27 protein-coding genes are annotated in these 22,920 nt (G+C 50.9%); 23 read left to right on the top strand and 4 right to left on the bottom strand.

Going from position 1 to position 22,920, the window contains the following annotated elements:
• Position 1: 1 nt before the first annotated feature.
• Genes hydG through D5270_RS01070 form a run of 4 tightly spaced genes read right to left on the bottom strand, consistent with a single transcriptional unit; the run spans position 2 to position 3,588 of the window.
• Positions 2 to 1,450, bottom strand: a complete 1,449-nt coding sequence (gene hydG / locus D5270_RS01085) for a [FeFe] hydrogenase H-cluster radical SAM maturase HydG (RefSeq protein ID WP_166542352.1) — start codon at positions 1,448 to 1,450, stop codon at positions 2 to 4.
• A 60-nt stretch (positions 1,451 to 1,510) separates the two neighbouring features.
• The gene (locus tag D5270_RS01080; RefSeq protein ID WP_166542351.1) at positions 1,511 to 2,275 is read right to left on the bottom strand and encodes a class I SAM-dependent methyltransferase; all 765 of its coding nucleotides are present in this window, start codon (positions 2,273 to 2,275) and stop codon (positions 1,511 to 1,513) included.
• Between the two features lie 13 nt (positions 2,276 to 2,288).
• Positions 2,289 to 3,338: a [FeFe] hydrogenase H-cluster radical SAM maturase HydE gene (gene hydE, locus D5270_RS01075; protein ID WP_166542350.1), complete on the bottom strand. Its 1,050-nt coding sequence runs from the start codon at positions 3,336 to 3,338 to the stop codon at positions 2,289 to 2,291.
• A complete protein-coding gene (locus tag D5270_RS01070; RefSeq protein ID WP_166542349.1) occupies positions 3,331 to 3,588 on the bottom strand; it encodes a TM1266 family iron-only hydrogenase system putative regulator in 258 nt (85 codons plus the stop codon). Before D5270_RS01070 ends, hydE begins: the two co-directional genes overlap by 8 nt.
• A gap of 300 nt (positions 3,589 to 3,888) precedes the next feature.
• Between D5270_RS01070 and miaB the strand changes: the two genes are divergently transcribed.
• The 23 genes from miaB (at position 3,889) to D5270_RS00955 (ending at position 22,911) form a co-directional block, all read left to right on the top strand.
• Complete coding sequence (miaB, locus tag D5270_RS01065) at positions 3,889 to 5,268, top strand: tRNA (N6-isopentenyl adenosine(37)-C2)-methylthiotransferase MiaB (protein ID WP_166542348.1); 1,380 nt, start codon at positions 3,889 to 3,891, stop codon at positions 5,266 to 5,268.
• A gap of 17 nt (positions 5,269 to 5,285) precedes the next feature.
• On the top strand, positions 5,286 to 5,612 hold the full coding sequence (locus D5270_RS01060) for a hypothetical protein (protein WP_166542347.1): 327 nt from the start codon (positions 5,286 to 5,288) through the stop codon (positions 5,610 to 5,612).
• Between the two features lie 13 nt (positions 5,613 to 5,625).
• Entirely contained in the window at positions 5,626 to 6,045 is a 420-nt protein-coding gene (locus D5270_RS01055) for a DUF3795 domain-containing protein (RefSeq protein WP_166542346.1), read from the top strand.
• Between the two features lies 1 nt (position 6,046).
• A complete protein-coding gene (locus D5270_RS01050; RefSeq protein ID WP_207709268.1) occupies positions 6,047 to 6,481 on the top strand; it encodes a GNAT family N-acetyltransferase in 435 nt (144 codons plus the stop codon).
• Positions 6,482 to 6,504: 23 nt separating this feature from the next.
• Positions 6,505 to 6,915: a YlbF family regulator gene (locus D5270_RS01045; RefSeq protein WP_166542344.1), complete on the top strand. Its 411-nt coding sequence runs from the start codon at positions 6,505 to 6,507 to the stop codon at positions 6,913 to 6,915.
• 41 nt (positions 6,916 to 6,956) lie between these two features.
• Positions 6,957 to 9,581: a DNA mismatch repair protein MutS gene (gene mutS, locus D5270_RS01040; protein ID WP_166542343.1), complete on the top strand. Its 2,625-nt coding sequence runs from the start codon at positions 6,957 to 6,959 to the stop codon at positions 9,579 to 9,581.
• A gap of 24 nt (positions 9,582 to 9,605) precedes the next feature.
• Positions 9,606 to 10,361: a class I SAM-dependent methyltransferase gene (locus D5270_RS01035; RefSeq protein ID WP_166542342.1), complete on the top strand. Its 756-nt coding sequence runs from the start codon at positions 9,606 to 9,608 to the stop codon at positions 10,359 to 10,361.
• 4 nt (positions 10,362 to 10,365) lie between these two features.
• Positions 10,366 to 10,986, top strand: a complete 621-nt coding sequence (locus D5270_RS01030) for a hypothetical protein (protein ID WP_166542341.1) — start codon at positions 10,366 to 10,368, stop codon at positions 10,984 to 10,986.
• Positions 10,983 to 11,381 carry a GNAT family N-acetyltransferase gene (locus D5270_RS01025; RefSeq protein ID WP_166542340.1) on the top strand — a complete coding sequence of 133 codons (399 nt, stop codon included), beginning with the start codon at positions 10,983 to 10,985 and terminating at the stop codon, positions 11,379 to 11,381. The genes D5270_RS01030 and D5270_RS01025 overlap by 4 nt, the downstream gene beginning before the upstream one ends.
• A gap of 21 nt (positions 11,382 to 11,402) precedes the next feature.
• Positions 11,403 to 13,307 (top strand): DNA mismatch repair endonuclease MutL, encoded by a 1,905-nt coding sequence (gene mutL / locus D5270_RS01020; RefSeq protein WP_166542339.1) that lies wholly within the window; start codon positions 11,403 to 11,405, stop codon positions 13,305 to 13,307.
• Entirely contained in the window at positions 13,304 to 14,296 is a 993-nt protein-coding gene (gene miaA / locus D5270_RS01015; protein WP_166542338.1) for a tRNA (adenosine(37)-N6)-dimethylallyltransferase MiaA, read from the top strand. Before mutL ends, miaA begins: the two co-directional genes overlap by 4 nt.
• Positions 14,289 to 15,611, top strand: coding sequence for an HlyD family efflux transporter periplasmic adaptor subunit (locus tag D5270_RS01010; RefSeq protein ID WP_166542337.1), 1,323 nt, complete (start codon positions 14,289 to 14,291; stop codon positions 15,609 to 15,611). The genes miaA and D5270_RS01010 overlap by 8 nt, the downstream gene beginning before the upstream one ends.
• Entirely contained in the window at positions 15,589 to 16,308 is a 720-nt protein-coding gene (locus D5270_RS01005) for a YggS family pyridoxal phosphate-dependent enzyme (RefSeq protein ID WP_166542336.1), read from the top strand. The genes D5270_RS01010 and D5270_RS01005 overlap by 23 nt, the downstream gene beginning before the upstream one ends.
• 24 nt (positions 16,309 to 16,332) lie before the next feature.
• Positions 16,333 to 16,887: a cell division protein SepF gene (locus tag D5270_RS01000; protein ID WP_166542335.1), complete on the top strand. Its 555-nt coding sequence runs from the start codon at positions 16,333 to 16,335 to the stop codon at positions 16,885 to 16,887.
• A 3-nt stretch (positions 16,888 to 16,890) separates the two neighbouring features.
• Positions 16,891 to 17,631 carry a YlmH family RNA-binding protein gene (locus D5270_RS00995; protein WP_166542334.1) on the top strand — a complete coding sequence of 247 codons (741 nt, stop codon included), beginning with the start codon at positions 16,891 to 16,893 and terminating at the stop codon, positions 17,629 to 17,631.
• A gap of 16 nt (positions 17,632 to 17,647) precedes the next feature.
• Positions 17,648 to 18,814 carry a DivIVA domain-containing protein gene (locus D5270_RS00990; RefSeq protein WP_166542333.1) on the top strand — a complete coding sequence of 389 codons (1,167 nt, stop codon included), beginning with the start codon at positions 17,648 to 17,650 and terminating at the stop codon, positions 18,812 to 18,814.
• Positions 18,815 to 18,843: 29 nt separating this feature from the next.
• Positions 18,844 to 19,359, top strand: a complete 516-nt coding sequence (gene lspA, locus D5270_RS00985; RefSeq protein WP_166542332.1) for a signal peptidase II — start codon at positions 18,844 to 18,846, stop codon at positions 19,357 to 19,359.
• 1 nt (position 19,360) lies between these two features.
• Positions 19,361 to 20,293 carry an RluA family pseudouridine synthase gene (locus D5270_RS00980; protein ID WP_166542331.1) on the top strand — a complete coding sequence of 311 codons (933 nt, stop codon included), beginning with the start codon at positions 19,361 to 19,363 and terminating at the stop codon, positions 20,291 to 20,293.
• Positions 20,290 to 20,685 (top strand): hypothetical protein, encoded by a 396-nt coding sequence (locus D5270_RS00975; RefSeq protein WP_166542330.1) that lies wholly within the window; start codon positions 20,290 to 20,292, stop codon positions 20,683 to 20,685. The genes D5270_RS00980 and D5270_RS00975 overlap by 4 nt, the downstream gene beginning before the upstream one ends.
• Before the next feature lie 186 nt (positions 20,686 to 20,871).
• On the top strand, positions 20,872 to 21,750 hold the full coding sequence (locus D5270_RS00970) for a YicC/YloC family endoribonuclease (protein WP_166542329.1): 879 nt from the start codon (positions 20,872 to 20,874) through the stop codon (positions 21,748 to 21,750).
• Positions 21,751 to 21,771: 21 nt separating this feature from the next.
• Positions 21,772 to 22,041, top strand: coding sequence for an extracellular matrix/biofilm biosynthesis regulator RemA family protein (locus D5270_RS00965; protein ID WP_166542328.1), 270 nt, complete (start codon positions 21,772 to 21,774; stop codon positions 22,039 to 22,041).
• Positions 22,034 to 22,648 carry a guanylate kinase gene (gmk, locus tag D5270_RS00960; protein ID WP_166542327.1) on the top strand — a complete coding sequence of 205 codons (615 nt, stop codon included), beginning with the start codon at positions 22,034 to 22,036 and terminating at the stop codon, positions 22,646 to 22,648. Before D5270_RS00965 ends, gmk begins: the two co-directional genes overlap by 8 nt.
• A gap of 92 nt (positions 22,649 to 22,740) precedes the next feature.
• On the top strand, positions 22,741 to 22,911 hold the full coding sequence (locus tag D5270_RS00955) for a DNA-directed RNA polymerase subunit omega (protein ID WP_243150039.1): 171 nt from the start codon (positions 22,741 to 22,743) through the stop codon (positions 22,909 to 22,911).
• Positions 22,912 to 22,920 lie beyond the last annotated feature (9 nt).

Genomic DNA, 22,920 nt, shown 5'->3' with positions numbered 1-22,920 from the left:
ATTAGAACCTAAAGTCCCTTCTGTTTGAGTTCTTGATATCCTTTATATTCTGCTGCGCGATTTCCCGGACCTTGTCCTTGGGGATGCGCTTTAGCTCCTCCTCCACCATCTTATAGCCAACCTCCTTGGTCTCCTGGCTGGCATAATCTTCCAGGTACTCGCTGAGGGTCATAAGCGCGTTGGGATGGCAGCAGTTGAGTATCTGGCCGTTTTTGCAAAGACTCATAAAGCGGTCACCTGTGCGGCCCTCCCGGTAGCAGGCGGTACAGAAGGAGGGGATATGTCCGTTCTCCATGAGCCAGCGGACAACCTCGTCAAGGGTGCGCTGGTCGGACACGTCAAACTGCTCGGTGTCATGGGGGCGCTCCTCATGAGTGTAGCCGCCCACAGATGTGCGGGAGCCGCCGCTGACCTGGGAGATACCCAGGCGCAGAAGCTTTGAGCGCACGGCCTCTGTCTCACGGGTGGAGATTATCATGCCGGTATATGGCACGGCAAGGCGTATGCAGGCAGTTATATGGGCAAATGTCTCGTCATCAATGCCGTTGTCAAACTGAGTGGGGTCGATATCGTCCGCCTTTTTCAGTCTGGGCACACTGATAGTGTGTGGGCCCACGCCGTGGACAGCCTCAAGGTGCTCTGCGTGCATAATAAGTCCGGCAAACTCATATTTATACAGCTCCAGGCCAAACAACACGCCCAGGCCTACGTCATCAATACCGCCCTCCATGGCGCGGTCCATAGCTTCGGTGTGGTAGTTGTAGTTGTGCTTGGGGCCTGTGGGGTGGAGCTCCTCATATGACTTCTTGTGGTAGGTCTCCTGGAACAGGATATATGTGCCAATGCCGGCTTCCTTCAGCTTACGGTAGTTCTCTACAGTGGTGGCGGCAATATTTACATTCACCCGGCGGATATCTCCGTTTTTGTGATGGACGCTGTATATAGTCTTTATGCAGTCAAGTATATACTCAATAGGACTGTTCACCGGGTCCTCGCCGGACTCTATAGCCAGCCGCTTGTGGCCCATATCCTGCAGAGCAATGACCTCAGCTTTGACCTCCTCCTGGGTAAGCTTCTTCCGTGGGATATGCTTGTTTACCGCGTGATAGGGACAGTAGACACATCCGTTCACACAGTAATTTGACAGATACAGCGGGGCAAAAATGACTATGCGGTTACCATAGAAGGCCAGCTTTATCTCCTCGGCAATTTTGTACATCTCCTCAATCTTCTCCGGAATATCGCACGCCAAAAGCACTGAGGCTTCACGGTGCGTAAGCCCTGCGCAGACATAGCCAGTTTCGGTCTTCTTGGGCCTTGCCTTTTCCAGAATCTGGTCGATGAGCTCGGTATTGTGCTTGTTTTCCTCAGCATAGCTGAGCGTCTCACGGATTTCCTCGTCGTTGATGAACTCCTCCGCGTGCAGGGATTTGGGGTCGTACTTTGCCATAATAAATTACTTCCTTTCTTTGGGGCAGATTGCTCTTAGCCTCAGATTATATTTTTAAGCTTACTGCTTTTTGGCAGCTACACAGTACCAGGGCAGTTTGTCTATCGGAGTATCCAACGCATCGGCTTTTGAAGGATATGGAAGCAATTGTATATCCAGATAGCCCATTTCCTCAAGCTTCCCTAGAAGTACATCTCTCTTTATGGGTATATAATGCTCCTCAAACACTTCCATCTGCAAAAATCTGCTATCCCTTTCAAATACATAGAGAATATTAAACGTGATGGAGCCGTCGCTGTTATAATCCCATATCTGTGTCAGATTGATACGGGTATCACCATCAAAGAATGGGGCATAGGGGAAAAGCCGCTTTTTATCTTCGAGTATCTTGTCCCAGTTTCTTATCTCGAAGTAGATGTACCCGCCGGGCTTTACCAGCGAGTCCATCTGCTCAAGAGTCTTGAGCAAGTCATCGTTGCTCACATAGGGCAGTGAATTACCGGTGCTGGCAACGCAGTCGAAGGGACCTTCAAAATGCTCGGACACATTTCTGAAATCGCAGCATTTCAGTTCTATGGGGAAATCCCTCGCCTCGGCCTTACGCTTGCAGTTTGCCAGCATCTTCTCGCTCAGGTCCGAACCCGACAGGTTCACCCCAAGGTCTGCCAAAGGCAAAGTCGCGCTGCCAGAACCGATGCTCACGTCAAGCAGGCTCTTGATGTCCTTGCCGCGCAGGACATTTGCCCAATGGTCTTTAAAAATTTTATAGCGGTCTTCGCTTTCGATTAAGTCATAAATATCCGCTCTGTCATACAAACTTGGCATACCGTAAACTCCTTTACTTTTTAATATCCCCTCTATCAGTCACAATACGATACCCCACCGACTCCATCCGCGCGCTCAGACAGTCTTTACACTGTGCAGACTCCTCTCCTGTACAAATCTTGTTGTCATAAAGCTCATATTTCTTCCGCACCGAAACCGGTGAAAGGTTTGGCATTACCACGTTTGCGCCGGACTGTATACCCATCTCCCGGCCCTCAGGATGAATGGTGCCAAGAGCCGTGGTGGCGGGCAGAAGCACCGGCGGGTGAATCAGGCGAATGATAGATAGTAGGTAACAGGTCAGCTCAACTGTTCCGGCAGGGTGGTCCCTGAAGGGGGTATCCTTGTGGGGGACAAAGGGGCCAATACCGCACATATCGGGCTTGAACTCCTCAATAAACTTCAAGTCCTCTGCCAGAGTCTCAGCAGTCTGATTCGGGGAGCCGACCATAACCCCACAACCCACCTGATAGCCAAGCTCACGCAGGTCATGCAGGCAGCGCATACGGTTGTCAAAGGACATCTCCACGGGGTGGAGACTCTCATAGTGGACCTTATCTGCGGTCTCATGGCGGAGAAGATATCTGTCCGCACCAGCCATGCGCAGGCTGGCATAGCTCTCGCGGCTGCGCTCACCCATTGATAGGGTGACGGCGCAGTCAGGGTACTGGGACTTAATATCAGTCACAATATCACACAGCACATCGTCGGTATAATACGTGTCCTCGCCGCCCTGGAGCACAAAGGTGCGGAATCCCAGGCGGTATCCCTCGGCGGCGCACTCCATTATCTGCTCCTTACTGAGCCGGTAGCGGTCGCAATTCCTGTTGCTCCGCCTTATGCCACAGTAGAGACAGTCATTTTTGCATATATTACTTACCTCGATAAGCCCACGGACATACACGTTGTTTCCGTAGATACTCTTGCGCACTGCTGCGGCTTTCTCGGCTAAAAGCGCGGCAGTAGCAACACAGCGGGCGTCAATCAGCGCTCTGTACTGTTCCAGGGTCATGCTATGGGACTCAAACAAGGTATTTATAAGTGATAAAATATATTCATTCATGGCTGGTTACCCCCGACAGAGCAGTTTTGACGCTGACTCCACGCAGATTGCCTATCTTGCCTGCCATACTTGAGATTGTATCCTGCGGAGCGTCCAATGCGATACTGATGATATTGATGCCGCGGGCCCTATAGGGTATACCCATACGGCCGATAATATACTCACCGTACTCATGCAGTACACCGTTTAGCTTTTCCACCGTCTCTGCGTCCTCAACAATTATGCTCATGACCGCAACTCTTGTTTCCATGCTTTACCTCCGTCTGCCGTAAAAAGAACGCCGTACCCACAAAAAGGCACGGCGAAGCAAGCACAATATATGCCGTACCTTTCACGCAGGATAGCCATCCTTTGGGTCAGGTATCGAATGTTTTTCTTAACTTGTACAAGTATATTTTAACTTGCCTGGAGCGAAAAGTCAAGAAAAACAATTTGCCAGCGGGGATTTATACTTCTCTCCGTTCAAATCACTTGCAGTTTCCTGTTTTTTATGATAAAATATAACAATTACATTTTTAATGAAATAGTGTCCAGGAGAGGAAAAGACTCTATGAATGAGGATATGACCGCATATATTTCAGGCGTGCGTGAGATGATGTATACTCGTGCCGGAGGCGTGCCTATGGCATATGTGCGCACCTATGGCTGCCAGCAGAACGTAGCGGACGGCGAAAAGATAAAGGGGCTCTTGGCTCAGATGGGGTTTGAGTTTACCAGCTCCGACCAGGAGGCAGACCTTATTATCTTCAATACCTGTGCTGTGCGGGAGCATGCTGAAGACAGGGTATTCGGAAATGTTGGGGCATTGAAGAATCTGAAACGCCGCAAGCCCAGCCTTATTATCGGTGTCTGCGGCTGTATGACTGAGCAGCAGCAGGTGGCGGAACGCCTGCAAAAAACCTTCCCGTTTGTAAATATGGTTTTCGGCACACATGTGCTGCACCGCTTGCCTGAGATGCTGCACCAGATACTTGCGGAATCTCAGCGAGTAATGCTTCTGGGCCATGAGGAGAAGGCTATCCGCGAGGACATTCCTATCCGGCGTGACGGACGCTCCAGGGCGTGGGTCACGGCTATGTATGGCTGTGACAATTTCTGCTCTTACTGTATTGTACCGTATGTGCGCGGGCGGGAAAAAAGCCGCAGGCCAGAGGATATCTATAACGAGTGCAGGTCCCTGGTGGAGTCTGGCTATAAAGAGATAACTCTACTTGGCCAGAATGTGAACTCATACGGAAAGGGACTTACAGAGCAGGTCAATTTTGCCCAACTCCTAGCACGCCTCGACAGCATTGACGGCGACTTCCGCCTGCGCTTTATGACTTCACACCCTAAGGACGCATCTAAAGAGCTATTTGACGTAATGGCTGCAAGCAGGCATATCCCACACCATATTCATCTGCCGTTTCAGTCCGGGAACGACAGAGTGCTCAGCGAGATGAACCGCCGGTATGACAGGGAAAAGTATCTATCACTTACAGCCTATGCAAGGAAAGTCATGCCGGACGTGAGCTTTACCTCAGACGTGATAGTTGGCTTCCCCGGAGAGACCTATGAGGAGTTTTTGGACACTCTAAGCCTGATAAAGGAAGTGAAGTTTGTGAATCTTTTCACCTTTATCTACTCCCCCAGGCCCGGCACAAAAGCGGCGGGTATGCCGGACCCAATATCCCACGAGGAAAAGACCAGGTGGTTTGCGGAGCTGCTGAAGGTGCAGGAGGGTATAGCTGTCAAGAACTGCAAAAAGCTGTTGGGGAGCTGGCAGCGGGTGCTTGTGGAGGGCAGGGACCAAAAGACCGGGCTGCTCTCGGGCAGGACAGCAAGCAGTTTGGTGGCGCTGTTCCCTGGAGAGGATAGTCTGGTAGGGGAGTTTGCAGATGTGGAGGTTACCGAGGCGAAGGGGTGGAGCCTGCTGGGACGGATGATTTAGGATTGAGAAGGTAAATTATGGAAAAATATATTCTCTTTTTGTCATGTATGCTCTGCGGAGCCATTTTCCTGGGTCTTGGCGCCTATTCCGTGAAAAAAAAGACTCCAATGAATTTTTGGTCCGGCGTGGAGATTCCCAGCGAGAGTATTTCAGATATCCCCGCCTATAACCGGGCCGTGGGCAGACTGTGGGGCGGGTATAGTGCAGTCTGGTTTATTTCAGGGCTGGCTGCACTGTGGCGGCCGGTGGAGGCGACCATCCTGATGTGCGTGCTGGGAGCAGTCGGCGCGGTAGTGCTGGTACTGGTCTACAAGCGGATTGAGAAAAAATATCGGGTGAAGTGAGGAAAGCAGGAAAATGGAGATATTTGCCAAATGCGGTATGCGCTGTGATTTATGCCTTATATATAGGCCTAATGTGGAGCGAGAGGACCGGCGTAAAGAAATCTGCGCTGTTTGGAAGAAACAGAATCTAAATTTTGACGGCGACCCAGCGACAATAATATGCGACGGCTGCGCCTGTGAGAGGGAGGACGCTGTCTTCTTTGACAAAAACTGCCGCACCAGAAAGTGCGTTTTTGAAAAAGGGTATGAGCACTGCGGCTTCTGCGAAAACTATCCCTGTGGCATTTTTCCGGCAGAGCCCGCTCCCGAGGAGATTGCCCGGATGATAGACGTGGAAAAACTCTGGACCTGGGAGGAGGAAAAGCTGATGGAGGCGTATGCCTGCAAGAGATATATGGATGAATTTAGGGCGGAGCATATTAAGGAGGTGTGACGTGGATTATAATATACATAGGGAGCGCTTGACAGCGGAAGAATACATTGACTTCCTAAAGAATACCGATTTGGGCTCACAGTACCCCAGAGAGCGCTTTAATGAGCGCATACAAATGCTGGTAAAAACCGTGCCTATCAGCCTGACAGCCAGAAATAGCGATGGCCGGTTGCTGGGGGTGTGCTTTGGTATCACGGATTTTGCGTATTGGCTGTTCATCACAGACCTTGGCGTGGTACGTGACTGCACAGGGCACGGTATCGGACATGCACTGGTAAAGAGGGCTCATGAGCTGGCAGGTGGTGAGAAAGACATCGTGATGTACACCTGTGCCAATGAAAATGCGGTACAATTCTATGAAAAGCTGGGTATGACTAAGCCCAATGATGTGATGGTGTACGACCGTATTGACTGGACGGATTTCACTGTAGAATAAAATATTTTTTGGAGGTAATTTCAATGGATATCATAGAGCTGACTAGAGAGCTGGGAAAGGCTATACAGGCTGACCCGAGGTTTGTGGAGATGCAGCTGGCCCGCCAGACGAGCGACGAGGACCAGGAACTGCAGGACGCCATAGGAGAGTTCAACCTAAAGCGCATGGCTATCAGCAACGAGGCTGCAAAGCCCGACAGAAACGACGAGACCATGCAGAGACTCAATAAGGAGCTGCGTGAGGCCTATGCCAAGATAATGGCAAACGAGCATATGGCGCGGTATGACGCGGCAAAGACGGAGTTTGACGCCATGTTCCAGCGAGTTAAGGGGATATTGGATTTATGCGCCGAGGGCGGCGACCCGGAGACCTGCGACTATGACGCTGCCAGCTGCAGCGGCGACTGCGCAAGCTGCGGGGGTGGCTGCCACTGAGGCAGTTTTATGAGAAAAGGAACTGATAAGGGGGCTCGGGCATGGCGGATTTTTCTCCCATGATGAAGCAATATTTTGAGGCAAAAAAAGAAAATCCAGATTCCATCCTGTTTTTTAGGCTAGGTGACTTCTATGAGATGTTTTTTAACGACGCCAAAACTGTCTCCCAGGAGCTGGACCTGACTCTAACGGGCAGGGACTGCGGACAGGGGGAGAGGGCCCCCATGTGCGGCATACCCTTCCACAGCGCCGAGGGCTATATCACTAAGCTGCTTGCTAAGGGTTATAGAGTCACCATCTGTGACCAGGTTGAGGACCCTAAGGCGGTGAAGGGCCTTGTGAAGCGTGAGGTAGTGCGGGTCATCACCCCGGGCACTGTGCTGGAAGGGAGTATGCTTGACGAATCCCGGAACAACTATATCTGTTCAGTCTGCCGCAGCGAAGATGGAGTCGGGTTGTGCTTTGCAGATGTGTCAACAGGTGAGCTCCATGTGGGCCAGGTTGAGTCCATAGACGATACCAAGGAGCTTACAAGAGAGCTTGTAAACCGCATAAGCAGGTTTTCCCCCAGGGAAATTCTGGCGGACTCGAGGGTAATGGAGCTGACAGAGCTGGCTGATTTTTTCCGCGATAAACTCCAGGCATCGGTACAATGCTTGGACGACGGGGCATATCTTTTGCCGCAGGCAGAGGAAACTGTATCGAAGCAGTTTGGCGGGAAGAGCCTAGACGAGCTTGGCCTAGCCAACAATCCTGTGGCTGTAATGTCCCTTGGCGCGCTGCTGGACTATCTTGGCCGCACGCAGATAACAGGCATGGAGCGGCTGACTGAAATAGAGCTTGAGTCCAATTCAGCCTATATGACACTTGATTTGAACACGGTGCGCAATCTTGAGCTTATAGAGACTATGCGAAACAAGGAGCGCAAGGGCTCCTTGCTATGGGTGCTGGACCGCACCAAGACCCCGATGGGCAAGCGGCTTATACGAGCGTGGCTTGAACGCCCACTGATGAGCCCGGCAAAGATAACCCTGCGGCTGAACTCTGTGGAAGAGCTGGTGAATAACAGGCAGCTCCTTGACGAGCTTATAGAACAGCTAACCGGTATACATGACCTGGAGCGCATTATGACTCGGATAGTGTACGGTTCCGCCAATGGGCGCGAGCTGCGGGCGCTTTGTGCTGCTTTGCAAAAGCTGCCGGGGCTTAAATATGTTTTGGACCGCTGTGAGGCTACAATGCTCTGCGGGCTGAATGGACAGATAGACAGCCTTGAGGATGTATCCGGGCTTATTGACAATGCCATAGACGAGAACCCGCCATTTACTATCCGGGAGGGCGGAATAATCAAAAAGGGCTTTAATGCCCAGCTGGACGAGATAAGAAGTGATATGTCAGGTGGCAAGAGCCTTATCGCCTCAGTAGAAGCTCGGGAGCGGGAGCGCACAGGTATTCCCAAGCTAAAGGTCGGCTATAATAAGGTGTTTGGCTATTACATAGAGATAACTAACTCTTATAAGAATCAGGTACCAGAAGACTATATACGCAAGCAAACCCTTACAGGCAGCGAGCGGTATATCACTCCGGAACTCAAGGAGCTTGAGAACAGGATATTGGGAGCTCATGACCGCTCAATCGAGATGGAGAGTAAAATCTTTGAGGATATACGCCGCAGGGTGGCGGCTGAGCTGAACCGCATCCAACAGAGCGCAAAGGCTGTGGCGGCACTTGATGTGCTGGCGTCCTTCGCAATTGTCTCGGTTAAAAACGACTACACCAGGCCCACGGTAAACGTCAGCGGAAAGCTGTATCTGAAGGACTGCCGGCATCCTGTGGTAGAGGCATTGCTGCACGATACGCCGTTTGTGCCGAACGATGTGGATATGGACATGAACGACACCAGGGTGGCTGTTATCACCGGGCCAAATATGGCAGGCAAGTCTACCTTTATGCGCCAGACGGCAATTATAGCTATTATGGCACAGATAGGCTGCTTTGTTCCGGCGGCTGTAGCGGAGCTTGGAATTGTTGACGGCATATATACCCGCGTGGGGGCCTCGGACGACCTATCTGCAGGGCAGTCTACATTTATGATAGAGATGAGTGAGGTAGCCGAAATATTGCGCAATGCCACGCCAGAAAGCCTTATTATATTCGATGAAATAGGGCGTGGTACATCAACATTTGACGGCATGAGCATAGCCCGCGCCGTACTGGAGTTTGTCCATGACCCGAAGCTTGTTGGGGCAAAAACTTTGTTCGCCACACATTATCACGAGCTGACTGAGATGGAGAGCCTGCTGCCTGGTGTGAAAAATTTTAACATTGCGGTAAAGAAACGCGGGGACGATATCACCTTCCTGCGGCGAATAGTTCGCGGCGGCGCCGACGACAGCTTCGGCATTGAGGTAGCAAAGCTGGCTGGGGTGCCGGACAAGGTGATAAAGCGGGCAAAGCAGGTGCTAAACGATTTGGAGAGCTCCAGCGGCGGCGAGGTGACTGCCCGCAGGTCTGCCATTCGGCGCAGAGAGGAGCCTGTGCAGCTGACTATTGACAGCACCGACGGTCAGGTGCTACAAAAGCTTCGGGACATGGATGTGAACGCCATGACTCCTATGCAGTGCATGAATACGCTGTTTGAGCTTAACAGTATGCTTAAAAACTAATATTACACATATAAAGGAGTCCCTATGAAAAACTATCAGGATATAAATGCCGAAACTATCGACAGGTGGGTAGAAGAGGGCTGGGAGTGGGGCAAGGCTATCTCTCATGAGGAATATGTGAACGCATGTAACGGACAGTGGGATGTTCTCCTGACGCCAACAAAGCCGGTCCCGAAGGAGTGGTTTGGCAGTTTGAAGGGTAAGCGCCTGCTGGGGCTTGCCAGCGGAGGCGGGCAGCAGATGCCTATATTCACTGCGGCCGGGGCAGTATGTACGGTGCTGGACTATTCACCAAAGCAGCTCGAAAGTGAGCGCATGGTAGCGGACCGTGAGGGATATGACATAAATATCATTCGTGGCGATATGACTAAACCCCTGCCTTTTGAAGATGATAGCTTTGACCTGATATTTCATCCGGTCTCTAACTGCTATGTGCAGGAGGTAAAGCCCATTTTCAAGGAGTGTTATCGGGTATTGAAGCACGGTGGAGTCCTGCTTTGCGGGCTGGACAACGGAATAAATTTCCTCTTTGTAAATGAGGACGACCGCTCCGAGCTATGCGTCTTTCCCTTTGACCCGCTGAAAAATCCGGAGCAGCGGGCTCAGCTGGAAAAAGACGATGATGGAATGCAGTTCTCCCATACTATGGAGGAGCAGATAGGAGGCCAGCTGGAAGCGGGTTTCCGTTTGACGCACCTATATGAAGATACCAACGGCGCAGGAACGCTTCATGAACACAATATCCCATGCTATCTTGCGACAAGAGCAATAAAGGAGTAATGGGATGGAGACAGATATCCAGCGTATAGACATGTATGATGACGGGAGGTTTTCCAAAAATGTGCTGTATCAGCACGGAGCTTTCTTAGTAAACGGCAAGCCTTACGAGATAGAGGTTATTGACAGGTGCTCGGCAGTAGTGCGTGGGGAAGATGTCAGTCTTTATCCTGAGCTTATTGATATGTTTAGGTTTTATGCAGGCCATATTACTCGTTTTGTTGACAAGAATGGAGCAATGCTGCTGGAGCTCCCGCCGGTAGACATATTCATGGTTGGGCTTGACAAAATACAACCCTCTCAGTTCTATGTAGACGAGTCCAAGCTGAAGGCCGTCAAAACCTTCATCCATAGACCGGAGGACATAGTCATACCAGTTATATCAGATGGGGACAGATTCATCTCACTGGATGGACATACAAGACTTGCGGCTGCTATGGATTTCAGATATAAAGAAGTTTGCGCGTTTATTAGCGAAGACTCTGGGAATATACACGGCTTTGTATCGGAGGCGAGAAAGCGCGGGATTGGTACTCCATATGACATGAAACGTGTGGGCCACGATGAGTATGAAGTGCTTTGGAACAAATTTTGCGACGACTATTTTGAGAAGGAAGAGCAAATATGATAAGATATGCCACGGAAAACGACTTTGATACCCTTGTATCTTTGGACCACCATATTTCTCCCACTGAACTAAAAAACGCTATCGAATCACAGAAAATTATTGTGGCTGATGACGGCGGCCTTGCCGGATGGTTGAGGTATAGCCTTTTCTGGGGCAATATGCCTTTTATGGACATGCTCTACATGTTAGATGGAAAACGAGGCCAAGGTATAGGTGGTAATTTAGTGGAATACTGGGAGTCTGAGATGAAGCGCATGGGCTATGAGGTGGTACTGACCTCAACACTGAGCAGTGAGCGGGCCCAGTTCTTCTACCGTAAGCATGGCTATGTGGACTGTGGGTCACTTATTCTGCCGGGAGAGCCGCTAGAGATAATTCTGCGCAAGAGTCTTTAAACGCTGTAGGGGAGGTGCAAAATGCCGAGAATTCATGTGCTGGAGAAGCAGGTTGCCGAGCTTATCGCCGCCGGCGAGGTGGTGGAGAGGCCGTCTGCTGTGATAAAGGAATTGGTAGAGAACTCTGTAGACGCAGGCGCTACCGTTATCACCGTGGAGATACGCCGTGGCGGCGTTACATATATGCGTGTCACAGATAATGGTTGTGGCATATCAGCGGAGGACGTGCCTGTGGCTTTCCTGCGCCACGCTACCAGCAAGGTGTCTGGGCAGGAGGATTTGGATGCTATTGGCACCCTAGGATTTAGGGGGGAGGCTCTGGCGTCTATCTCTGCCGTATCCCATGTGGAGCTGTTCACCAGGGCTGAGGGCCAGGAGGTTGGCGTTAGATATGCCTGCGGCGGTGACGAGGAGCCGTTACTTACAGAGGCTGGCTGTCCCCAGGGGACCACCATTGTGGTGCGGGACCTGTTCTTTAATACTCCGGCACGGATGAAATTTTTGAAAAAAGATGTGACAGAGGGAAACTCTGTGGCGGGGATTCTGGACAAGCTGGCGATGTCACATCCCGAGATATCAATACGCTTCATCCGTGACGGAAGGGAACAGCTTCACAGCCCCGGTGATAATAAGCTGTCTTCTGCGGTATACGCGGTCTGTGGAAAGGAATTCTCCTCAACGCTAATACCTGTAGATTATCTTTTGGGCCACGTTAAAGTCCACGGCTTTATCAGCACTCCCGCCGGCTGCCGGCCCAACCGCAGTATGCAGAATTTCTTCATAAACGGCCGGTTTATACGCAGCCGTACAGCTATGGCGGCGCTGGAGGAGGCATATAAAGGGTCTGTCATGGCAGGCAAATTCCCCGCATGTGTGCTGCACATGCAGGTAGCATGTGAGGCGGTGGACGTGAACGTACACCCCGCTAAGCTTGAAGTGCGGTTTGTGAATGAGCGGCCAATATTTGACGCTGTATACCATGGTGTGCGCTCAGCTTTGAATGCAGGCGACCGTCCAAAGATTATGGAACTGAAAAAACCATCACCATACGCTCCTGTGTTAGAAAAAAAGGAGCAGTTAACATTAGACAAGCCCGGAAGTTCTAATCAACCCCTTTTCCTGCACGATAGCGGGGCACAGAAGCCTAAGGAGCCGGAGCTTCCGAAGGTTATTAAGCAGGCGCTTGATACAGTACCAAAACCGGTATTTAAGCCAAACCAGCCGAATTTAGATACAGCCCCGCCTCAAAAAGCCGTACCAAAACCAGCATTGGTGCAGGAGTCAAAGCTGGTCATGACCCAAATGCCAGAGCCTGAGAAACCTCCGGAGGAAAAGCCAAGGCAAATTGTCAGTGACTTTTCATCGCGTATATTAGGAGAAGCATTTGGCACCTATATTATTGTGGAGTACAGCAAAGACCAGCTAATGTTCATTGACAAGCATGCCGCTCATGAGCGGCTGCTGTATGAGAGGCTAAAAGCCAGCCGCAGCGGATGTGAGGCGCAGGCCCTTCTGGAGCCGGTAACTGTGAATCTGGATATGGAGGAATACACCGCTGTGATAGCACATGAACAGGAGCTTTCTCGGGCTGGGTTTGAAGTATCTGATTTTGGGGCCGGTACGGTTTTAGTACGCACGGCTCCGATGCTGCTGGATGGTCAGGACGCGGCGTTGGCAGTGATGGAGATAGCCGGGTACTTGGCAAGCTTCAAAACGGAGATTACCACAGAGCATATGGACTGGGTCTATCACAACGTGGCCTGCAGGGCTGCAATAAAAGCTGGGGACCACACTAGCCGTCAGGAGCTTATTTCACTGGCGGTGAAACTGGAGCACAACCCGCAGGTGCGTTACTGTCCTCACGGAAGGCCGGTATATATCCTGTTGGGACGGCGTGAGATTGAGAAGCAATTTGGGAGAGTATGATGAAACAGAGGGTAGTTGCGATAACAGGCCCCACGGCAACAGGAAAGACAGCGCTTGGTATTGCTCTTGCCAGAGAGTTGGACGGAGAGATTGTCTCCTGTGACTCTATGCAGGTGTATAAGGGCCTTGCTGTTGGTACCGCCCAGCCTGACGCAGAGGAGCTTAACCAGGCGAGACACCATCTTATAGGGTTTCTTGACTGGGACAAGGAGTTTAGTGTCTCTGATTATGTGAAGCTGGCAGGGGAGACCATAGCCTGCATAAACAGGCGGGGTAAGCTGCCAATATTGGTAGGCGGCACGGGGCTATACGCACGGTCGCTGCTTAGGGGCTTCACGTTTAAGGACCAGTGCAGGGATGACGTACTGCGGGACAGGCTGTACACCGAAGCCCAAGAGCTTGGACCGGAGAAAATGCACCAGAAATTAAGCATAATGGACCTGGTTGCAGCCCGGGAGATACACCCCAATAATGTCAAGAGGGTATTACGCGCCATAGAGTATTGTATTTTATCCGGCGAGCCGTTTTCTCAGCAGACAGCAAGGTCGAGGCAAGCTGAATCACCTTACAGATATACGATGTTCTGTCCGGTATTCCGTGACAGGCAGGAGCTTTATAGGCGTATAGATATCAGAGTGGAAAGAATGCTAAAGAATGGGTTGCTCTGTGAAGCAGAAAAGCTTTACGACTTTTGCAAAAGCAGTGTTAAGTGTCCTACTGCGGCACAATCTATTGGGTATAAGGAGCTTTTCCCATACTTTAACAGTGAAATAAGCTTAGCGGAAGCAGTGGATAATATCAAGCGCGAGAGCCGCCGGTATGCTAAGCGGCAGCTAACTTGGTTTGCCAGGGAGCCCGATATTCACTATCTGTATATGGATGAACTTTACAGCATTGATAATGCTCTGGAGGAGTGCATTAATACACTGAAAAGCCATGGGTTTTACACCGATGCCGGCTTTAATGAAGGAGGTAATGCTATTGAATAACAGAAAGCTCTATGCTGCCGCAATGATAATAATGTCATTGCTTGTCATTGTCTCAGTGGCATTTAGTGCGATAAACCGGCGGGCGGATTCTTTCACCAATAATAACCTAATTACAGAGGAGGCCCTATACGGCGAGGTCGTAGACTCTATCCAGACACAGGGCTTTGCCATACGAATGGAGAGTGTTATTAATCCCAATTATACCGGAGTGCTGAATTATCGTGTGGCAAACGGGTCACGCGTATCTAGCGGCGGGGTGATAGCAGACATATTTATGAGTGAAAGTGACGCTGCTGCGCAGAACATGGCAGACCGTATGGAGCGGGAAATACAGAGCCTATCCGCACTGTCCAGGCCCATGGACGCATATGTATCTGCAAGCACGGCTCTTGGGGAGCAGATTTACGATGATTTGAGCGATGTAATGCTGGACATACAGCAGGGTGATTTTTCAGGTGTAACTCAGACTAAGGAAGCGCTGCTGTTGTCCCTCAGCCGCAAACAGGTACTCTCCGGCCAGGAGAGCGCTGAGGACTATGCACAGCGGGTCAGCGAGCTTAAAAGGGAGAAAGATTCAATAACGAACGGCACGGGACAGTCCATGAACTCCATCAAGGCGCCTAAGGCAGGATATTTTATCACCTATGCAGACGGCCTTGAAAGAGCGGTATCCATTGATGAGGTGGAGAATTTAACGCCCAAGAAGCTTGAACAGCTTCTTGCTGAGGAGAAGGGTACAGTTTCTCAGCAGTGTATTGGCAAGATATGCGAAGATTTCAAGTGGTACATGGCCTGCCTATTTGACGATGACGCCATGATAAAGTTTGAAGGTGTCGAGGAGGTCACGCTGGACATCCCCTTTGCCAGCACAGCTACAATCCCGGCAAAGGTAGTTGCCAGGAACCGGGACGCTAATTCCGGCAAGACCGCAGTGGTCTTTGAGTGCACCTATATGGACGCAGACCTTGCCACCGTGCGTAATGAAAATGTTCAGGTTAATGTTAAGACATATTCGGGCGTGCTTGTCAATGAGAAAGCACTGCGCTTTTTGGACATTGAGTACCAGGAAACTGACGAGAAAGATAACACTGTAACAAAAGTCAAAGAGAACGTCAAGGGTGTGTATGTGGTTTACGGAGGACAGTTGGAATTTGTGCAGGTGTTCACGGAAAAGGATGTAAACGGCTACGCGGTCTGCAAGCTCGAGCTTAGTGAAGACGAGCAGAAGAACCTGGTAACAGACCACACAATACGGCTATATGACAAGGTAGTAGTGGGAGGAGTTGATTTATATGACGGAAAAATTGTTCGCTGACCGTTTTGAGGCTTTTGACCGGAACTATCAGGAAATAATGGAGCAGATAGCCTGGGCAGCGGAGCGTTCAGGCCAAAGGCCGGAAGACATCACCCTGCTGGCAGCTACAAAGACTGTGCCGGTTGAAGTGATAAACTATGCTATCTCAAAAGGGCTGACATGTCTTGGCGAAAACCGTGTACAGGAGTTTTTGGACAAATACGACCGCCTCGACAAAAGCGGGTGCGACCTGCAGTTTATCGGACAGCTGCAGACAAATAAGGTAAAGTATCTGGTAGGCAAGGTGAACTGTATCCAGTCAGTGGACAGTGTGAAGCTGGCGGGGGAGATATCTCGGCTATGTGTTAGAGAAGGCCTGACGATGGATGTGCTGGTAGAGGTGAACATCGGGCGGGAGGAGAACAAGGGCGGCATTGACCCTGAGCGTTTGGTGGAGTTTATCGAGCAAATCCGGGTTTTGCCGGGCATACACGTCAACGGGCTCATGGCAATACCCCCAATATGTGGTGACAAAAAAATTCTTTGCCGCTATTTTTCTGCAATGAAGCAATATTATGTTGACATACAGGGGAAAAGCATGGATAATGTAGATATGGTCTGCCTTTCTATGGGGATGTCATCGGACTTCTCCAAGGCCATTGAGTGCGGCGCGACCATGGTTCGTGTAGGGTCATCTCTGTTTGGGGCTAGGTTGTAATCTTATAGGGAGGTTTTGTTGTATATGGCAGGGCTTATGGATAAGCTGCAAAAGATGTGGAATCCGCCTGAGGATGAGTACGAGTATGAGGAGTATCCAGAGGAGACGCAGACGGAAACGGAGGACACCCAGGACTACGGCTCAAGCCGTGAGGAGTCCCGCAGGGCCGCTCCGATTTCATCGTTTTCATCGTTCTCCGGGTATACGCCTAAGGAACCTACGTCCCGGGATTTTTCTTCCAGGGAATACACACCCCGGGAGGCAAGTCCCGGGCGGGTGGTGAACATCAACGCTAAGACACAGCTGCAGGTGGTGGTGCGTAATCCGGTGTCCTTTGGCGAGGAGGTTCGCTCTATAGCCGACGAGCTGCTGCGCAGGCATACCGTGGTGCTCAATTTGGAGAAGACTGATAAGGAGACCTCCAGACGCATTGTAGATTTTCTAAGCGGCGTCGCCTATGCCAATAACGGTAAAATCAAACGCATAGCGACCTCTACATTTATCATCACGCCGTATACTGTTGACCTCACCGGCGACGACGTCCTGGACGAGCTGGAGAGCAACGGGCTGTACTTCTAAGCTATGGACGGCCAGAGAGAATTGCTTTTGGCAAAGCTTCGGGACTGCCTTAGAACTGGTCAGCGCAGGCCCTGCTATATAGGATTTCTTGATGAAAGCGAGGCCACATTTTGCCGTGATTTTCTCCGTAAAGAGCCTGCCGGGTATTTGCTCTGGGGCGGTTATGAGGAAGCAGAACGAGTCATGGCAGGCTTTTTTCCCGACTATATGGCGCCATCTGCAGACAGTTTCCCGCTAACTGCGCTGACATTTAAGTATCGGCCCGTGGACAAGCTGGGACACAGGGATTTTCTTGGCGCATTTATGCAGCTAGGCATAGAACGCAGCGTTATCGGCGATATTTTAGTGGGAGAGGGATACACGGTGGCCTTTATCCGTCAGGAGATGGAGAGGTACTTTTTAGACAATTTAAGAAAAATAGGCCGGGTGGGCGTGAAGATTGCGGTTGGATACGAGGAGCCGTTGCCGTCTATCCGTGAGTATGAAGACATAAGCGGCGTTGTGGCCTCGGATAGGCTGGACTGCATAGCGGCGCTCTTATGCCGTACCAGCCGTGAAAAGGCCGCAAGGCTCATAATCTCAGGGGCGGTTATGGTGGACCATCAGGAGGTCCTCAGTGTAGACCGGCGGCTGGAGGAGGGCGATGTAATCTCCGTTAGGGGACATGGGAAGTTTGTATTGGATTCTTTCGGGCCGTTGACCGGAAAGGGACGGCTTACAGTAAAATGCAGGAAATATCAATAGGGGAGGAACATCCAAGATGCTGACGGTAAAGGAAATAAATGAGGTGAGCTTCGGAAAGGCTGGCTTCTCTGGTTATAAGCCGGAGGACGTGGATAATTTCATCGACCAGGTAGCCGCGTCTTTTCAGGAGCTCCTTGGACAGAGGGACACAGCAGTAAAGCAGACCGAGGAGCTGGCAGCGCTAAATTCAGAGCTGGCGGCGAAAAATGCGGACTGCCAGCGCAAACTCTCTGTCTTGGCCCAAAAGGTTGAAGCTTACCGTGCAGATGAGGATGGTATTAAAGAAGTGGTTTTAAGCGCCCATCACATGTCCAAGGCGCTGATGAAGGAGGCCGAGCAAAAGGCCGCAGATATCGTGCGGGAAGCCCGCGCCCAGGCAGACGCAAAGCTGCTTGAGGCCAATGAGGAAGCCCGCAGAATCAGGCAGAGTGCCGAGAATGATGTAGCCAAGTCCGCAAAGGAGTATGCACGGCTGGCAGATACCAAGAAGACAGAGCTGGAGGAGATAAAGAAACAGGTAACAGCCTTCCGCTCGTCCCTCTTAGAGATGTATAAAAAACATCTGGAGTGCATTGAGCATATCCCAACGTTCAAGCAGAAGGATGAGCCTGATGAAGCCAAGCCGCTGGCTGTTTCGGAGCCTGTGAAGATTCCCGAGCCTGCTTTGGAGCCGACTGTCAAAACTGCTGAGCCGGAGTTTTTCTCAGAACCAGAGCTCCAGGAACCTGTATACTCAGCTGAACCTGAACTCGATATAGAGCCTCAGCCCCAGGCAGGGCCTGAGCTGGAGCCTGTACAGCCGATACAGGAGTACAGAGAGCCCCATACACCCAGACATGCCCAGCAGCCCCCAAGATCTGCAAGGGAAAAGCCTCCTGTGCAGCAGCCTCAGAGCCCTCAGCCAGTCCAGAGGTCGGCTGCAAGGCCCAGCACCCCCAGCCGCCGCCAGGAACAGCCACAGGCCCGTACCCTAAATGACACTTATAATTATGTCCAGGAGCAGCTGCAGCCTTCGCGCCTGCCTGAAAGCTACCTAGAGGACAACGATTTAACTTCAATCGGTATAGACCTGAACGCCCATACCGATATCCCCGAGGCCCTGCGCCGGGAAAAAAACAACAATTACAGCAACCTCCCTTTTGGGGACGGCGTGGAGGTGGATGGCAGGAAACGCAGGCGCTGACAAGTCTTAGCATCCAGGAGGAGTATGAATTGAGCAGAAAAGCGGTTAAAATAACGGTCTTAGTCGTGGCGGCAATACTTATCGTCATAGACCAGGTTACAAAATTTTGGGCAGTAACTCTTCTGCGGGACGGTGCTGGCGGTACGTCTGTTACCGTGATTCCCGGGCTCCTGAAATTTGACTATCTGGAGAATGCCGCCGCTGCCATGGGAATGTTTGACGGAATGATATACCTAGTCATGATTATGAGTGCGGCAGTCTCAATAGCGATTATTGTCGGGGGCTTTCTATACAAAAACCACACTTGGGCAAGCTATACCTCTATGGCTCTGTTGCTTGCGGGAGGCATAGGCAACCTGATAGACCGCCTTATAAATGTGAATCCTAACGGCGACCGTGTGGTTGTTGATTTTATCCATATTGAGTTCTTTCCGTATATTTTTAACTTCGCTGACTGCTGCGTGACTATCGGTGCAGTTTTACTATTGCTCCACGCCTTTATACTTGCCCGGCGCGAAAAGAAACTGAAAGAACAGGCCGGTTAAAATGGATGACCCAAACTTTACATTCATAGTAGACGACGGTGGGATTCGGCTTGATAAGCTGCTTGCGGCACATCTTGACGGTATAAGCCGGTCAGCTATCCAAAATCTCATAGCGGATGGACGCGTGACAGCAGGTGGAAGACCCTTAGCAAAAAGCGCTAAATTATCTGCCGGACAAATAGTGACAGTGAGCATGCCAGAGCCTGTTGAGCTTGACGTTTTGCCAGAGGACATCCCTCTGGATATAGTATACGAGGACGTCGACATGCTGGTTGTCAACAAGCCAAAAGGCATGGTGGTACACCCGGCCCCTGGAAACTACACAGGCACTCTGGTAAATGCACTGCTCTGCCATTGCGGGGAAAGCCTTTCAGGTATTAACGGTGTGCTACGTCCGGGTATAGTACATCGAATCGACAAGGATACCAGCGGGCTGCTTCTTGTAGCAAAAAACGACATGGCCCACCGCAGCCTCGCTGAACAGATACAGTCCCACAGCTTAACGCGAGAGTACCGTGCCATAGTATACGGAAACCTCAAAGACGATACCGGAGCAGTAAATGCACCTATAGGGCGCCACCCATCCGAACGAAAGAAAATGGCTGTACAGCTTAACGGCCCTGGCGCCAGGGAGGCCGTTACACATTATTTCGTTGAGGAACGTTTACAGGGATTCACTTATCTGCGCCTGCGCCTTGAAACTGGCCGTACGCACCAAATACGCGTCCATATGGCGTATACCGGCCATCCTATCGCCGGAGACCCGGTATACGGCCCTAAGAAAGTTATCACTCAGCTGAATGGCCAGTGTCTTCACGCCGGGCTTATTGGCTTTATTCACCCTAGAAGTGGAGAATATATGGAGTTTTCTGAGAGCCTGCCGGAATATTTCAGTGCTTTTTTGCAAAAATTGAGGGTAAAGGAGTATGAATGATGATTGAAATATTGCCAATGTCCGACCGCGAGCAGGAGCGCGCTATATTGAGCGGGGTAAAGTGTGCCGGGCCAGAGGCGAGAGTTTTGGCTATGTGTGAACGCGGTGATACTCTTGGAATTGTAGCTGTGGAGCTGGAGGGTACTATTCTGCGCATTTTGCGGATTACTGCTGACGGGTATAACTTTACAGAGGCTCCCAAGGGGGAGACTGTATTTATCCTGGACTCCCTAATGCGCTCTGCGGCCTCATATGGGGAAAATTTCGGTGCAGACCGCATTGAGACAGCCTTCCCGGACTTCTTTGGCTTCTTTAAGGCCAGAGGTTTTGACAGCGATGATACCCATGCTTTTACGCCCATGAGTACCATTGTTAGGTACGAGTTTCATTGATATTCGACAAATACCTGCGGCCACAGCAAGAGGCGCGCGGGTTTTTTCTTAAAAATCTATGAAATCTTCGAAAAATCAGTTGCAAGAGAGCCCGGGAAATGGTAAAATTTCTTGGTTAGGGTTATGCCACTTGAAAACATATAGAAATGGAGCGGTGCGGCCCCGGGCACCGCGGGGGAGGCGGACATGCTAAAAAGTATGACAGGCTACGGCAGAGGCGAGGGCATGGTAGGAACAAGGCATATTGTGTTCGAGGTAAAATCCGTAAACCATAAATTTTTTGAAGTCAACTCCCGAGTGCCAAGAGGATATATGTTCCTGGAGGACAGGCTAAAGAATTACCTCCACGAACGGGTAGCAAGGGGAAAGCTTGATGTGTTCCTGCAGATAGAAAACCTTGGTGAATCTGCTGTAGAAGTCGGGGTTAATCACTCCCTGGCTGCAGGGTACTACAAGGCCCTTTCGGAGCTTCAGGAAAGCTATAGCCTTCCTGACGGCCCAAGCTTAGCTTTGCTGAGCCGCTATCAAGATATCTTCACCATAAGCAAAGCCCCTGAGGACGAGGAAGCTCTATGGCAGGACGTATTGGAAATAATCGTTCCCACTGTGGAGTCCTTCCTTCACATGCGTGAAACAGAGGGCGCAAGGCTTAAAGCCGATATTATGAGCAGGGCTGAGCGTATTCTGTCACTGGTGGACCAGGTAGAGCAGCTGTCCCCAGGTACTGTGGCAGATTACCGCGAGCGCCTGCAGAATAAGATACAGGAACTTCTGGGCGACAGCCGGTTTGATGAGCAGCGTGCCCTTACGGAAGTTGCCGTGTTTGCCGACAAGGTGGCGGTAGACGAGGAGACAGTGCGCCTGCGCAGCCACTTTGCACAGATGGAAAAGCTGGCAGAGTCCGAAGGGCCTGTGGGTAGGAAGATTGACTTTTTGGTTCAGGAGATGAACAGAGAGGCAAACACCATCGGCTCAAAGTCACAGAATACTGAGATAGCATATCTGGTGGTTGAGATTAAGTCTGAAATTGAGAAAATACGGGAGCAGATACAGAATATTGAGTAAAAATGCAGAAGGGGGCTGTATATGAGACTGGTAAATATCGGGTTTGGCAATATGGTCTCGGTGTCCAAGGTGGTGGCTGTGGTGAGCAATGAGTCGGCCCCAATAAAACGCATGGTCCAGGAGGCCAAGGAGCGCGGTGCTGTTATCGACGCAACCTTTGGGCGAAAGACAAAAGCGGTCATTATCATGGACAGCGGCAGCATTGTGCTGTCCGCCATAATGCCCGAGACAGTAGCCGGACGCTTTAATGACCGGGAAGATACAGCTGACGGAGGGGAAGAAGATGAGTAAAGGCCTGTTACTTGTGGTGTCAGCACCATCGGCAGGGGGCAAAGGGACCATACTAAAGGAACTGTTCCAGAGGAATGAGAACCTTCGCATGTCTGTCTCTGCTACTACACGCCAGCCAAGAGCTGGTGAGGAGCATGGAAAGCACTATTACTTCATTAACCGCAAGGAATTTCAGCAGTTGATAGACAGCGGCAAAATGTTGGAGTATGCGGAATATGTGGGCAACCTGTACGGCACGCCAAAGGGCCCGGTGGACCAGTGGCTGGATGAAGGCCATGATGTTGTGCTGGAGATAGAGGTGCAGGGCGGAGCACAGATAAAGGAGATAGTGCCGGACTGTGTGTCAGTGTTCATAACGCCCCCATCTCTTGAGGTGCTGGAAAAGCGCCTTCGTGGACGAGGGACCGAAGAGGAGGGCACGATACTAAAGCGCCTTGCGACTGCCAGGCAGGAGCTGACCCAGGCTGGAAACTATGACTATGTGGTAGTCAACGACCGCCTGGAGGACGCTGTGGACGATATGCTGGCTATATTGCGCAGCGAGAAGCTACGGTATGCAAGAGACCCAGGATTTGTAGAAGGCTTATTAGCCGCCGAAAAAGCATAGCTTAAATCAGGCGGCTGAATATAACCACTTAAAGAAAGGAAAGTGCTGCAAGTATGTTGAAACCATCCGCAAATATTATTAGAACCCCGCATATGAACCAGTATTCCCTGGTTATCGCGGTGGCCAAACGGGCCAGGCAAATCTCCGAAAGGGCGGAGGATGAGGGGGTCAAGCTTATTGACAAGCCGGTAGATATGGCCGTACAGGACTTTGTCCATGAGCGTTACCGCATTATTGAGCCGGAAAACATTGAGGAAGGATGAGCATTTTTG

The organism is Acutalibacter sp. 1XD8-36, from assembly GCF_009917525.1.
GTDB lineage: Bacteria > Bacillota > Clostridia > Oscillospirales > Acutalibacteraceae > Acutalibacter.
This window is presented reverse-complemented; position numbering and strand designations above follow the sequence as displayed.

What these genes read in the sequence shown, in the direction of transcription:
- D5270_RS01055 (WP_166542346.1), top strand. Translation starts at nt 5,626, where the DNA reads ATGGAGATATTTGCCAAATGCGGTATGCGCTGTGATTTATGCCTTATA.
- D5270_RS01035 (WP_166542342.1), top strand. Translation starts at nt 9,606, where the DNA reads ATGAAAAACTATCAGGATATAAATGCCGAAACTATCGACAGGTGGGTA.
- D5270_RS01060 (WP_166542347.1), top strand. Translation starts at nt 5,286, where the DNA reads ATGGAAAAATATATTCTCTTTTTGTCATGTATGCTCTGCGGAGCCATT.
- D5270_RS01070 (WP_166542349.1), bottom strand. Translation starts at nt 3,588, where the DNA reads ATGGAAACAAGAGTTGCGGTCATGAGCATAATTGTTGAGGACGCAGAG.
- D5270_RS01045 (WP_166542344.1), top strand. Translation starts at nt 6,505, where the DNA reads ATGGATATCATAGAGCTGACTAGAGAGCTGGGAAAGGCTATACAGGCT.
- D5270_RS00990 (WP_166542333.1), top strand. Translation starts at nt 17,648, where the DNA reads ATGCTGACGGTAAAGGAAATAAATGAGGTGAGCTTCGGAAAGGCTGGC.
- D5270_RS01030 (WP_166542341.1), top strand. Translation starts at nt 10,366, where the DNA reads ATGGAGACAGATATCCAGCGTATAGACATGTATGATGACGGGAGGTTT.
- D5270_RS00995 (WP_166542334.1), top strand. Translation starts at nt 16,891, where the DNA reads ATGGACGGCCAGAGAGAATTGCTTTTGGCAAAGCTTCGGGACTGCCTT.
- mutL (WP_166542339.1), top strand. Translation starts at nt 11,403, where the DNA reads ATGCCGAGAATTCATGTGCTGGAGAAGCAGGTTGCCGAGCTTATCGCC.
- D5270_RS01025 (WP_166542340.1), top strand. Translation starts at nt 10,983, where the DNA reads ATGATAAGATATGCCACGGAAAACGACTTTGATACCCTTGTATCTTTG.
- gmk (WP_166542327.1), top strand. Translation starts at nt 22,034, where the DNA reads ATGAGTAAAGGCCTGTTACTTGTGGTGTCAGCACCATCGGCAGGGGGC.
- miaA (WP_166542338.1), top strand. Translation starts at nt 13,304, where the DNA reads ATGATGAAACAGAGGGTAGTTGCGATAACAGGCCCCACGGCAACAGGA.
- D5270_RS00980 (WP_166542331.1), top strand. Translation starts at nt 19,361, where the DNA reads ATGGATGACCCAAACTTTACATTCATAGTAGACGACGGTGGGATTCGG.
- D5270_RS01080 (WP_166542351.1), bottom strand. Translation starts at nt 2,275, where the DNA reads ATGCCAAGTTTGTATGACAGAGCGGATATTTATGACTTAATCGAAAGC.
- D5270_RS00975 (WP_166542330.1), top strand. Translation starts at nt 20,290, where the DNA reads ATGATGATTGAAATATTGCCAATGTCCGACCGCGAGCAGGAGCGCGCT.
- hydE (WP_166542350.1), bottom strand. Translation starts at nt 3,338, where the DNA reads ATGAATGAATATATTTTATCACTTATAAATACCTTGTTTGAGTCCCAT.
- D5270_RS01000 (WP_166542335.1), top strand. Translation starts at nt 16,333, where the DNA reads ATGGCAGGGCTTATGGATAAGCTGCAAAAGATGTGGAATCCGCCTGAG.
- D5270_RS00965 (WP_166542328.1), top strand. Translation starts at nt 21,772, where the DNA reads ATGAGACTGGTAAATATCGGGTTTGGCAATATGGTCTCGGTGTCCAAG.
- D5270_RS00955 (WP_243150039.1), top strand. Translation starts at nt 22,741, where the DNA reads ATGAACCAGTATTCCCTGGTTATCGCGGTGGCCAAACGGGCCAGGCAA.
- D5270_RS00970 (WP_166542329.1), top strand. Translation starts at nt 20,872, where the DNA reads ATGCTAAAAAGTATGACAGGCTACGGCAGAGGCGAGGGCATGGTAGGA.
- mutS (WP_166542343.1), top strand. Translation starts at nt 6,957, where the DNA reads ATGGCGGATTTTTCTCCCATGATGAAGCAATATTTTGAGGCAAAAAAA.
- hydG (WP_166542352.1), bottom strand. Translation starts at nt 1,450, where the DNA reads ATGGCAAAGTACGACCCCAAATCCCTGCACGCGGAGGAGTTCATCAAC.
- miaB (WP_166542348.1), top strand. Translation starts at nt 3,889, where the DNA reads ATGAATGAGGATATGACCGCATATATTTCAGGCGTGCGTGAGATGATG.
- D5270_RS01005 (WP_166542336.1), top strand. Translation starts at nt 15,589, where the DNA reads ATGACGGAAAAATTGTTCGCTGACCGTTTTGAGGCTTTTGACCGGAAC.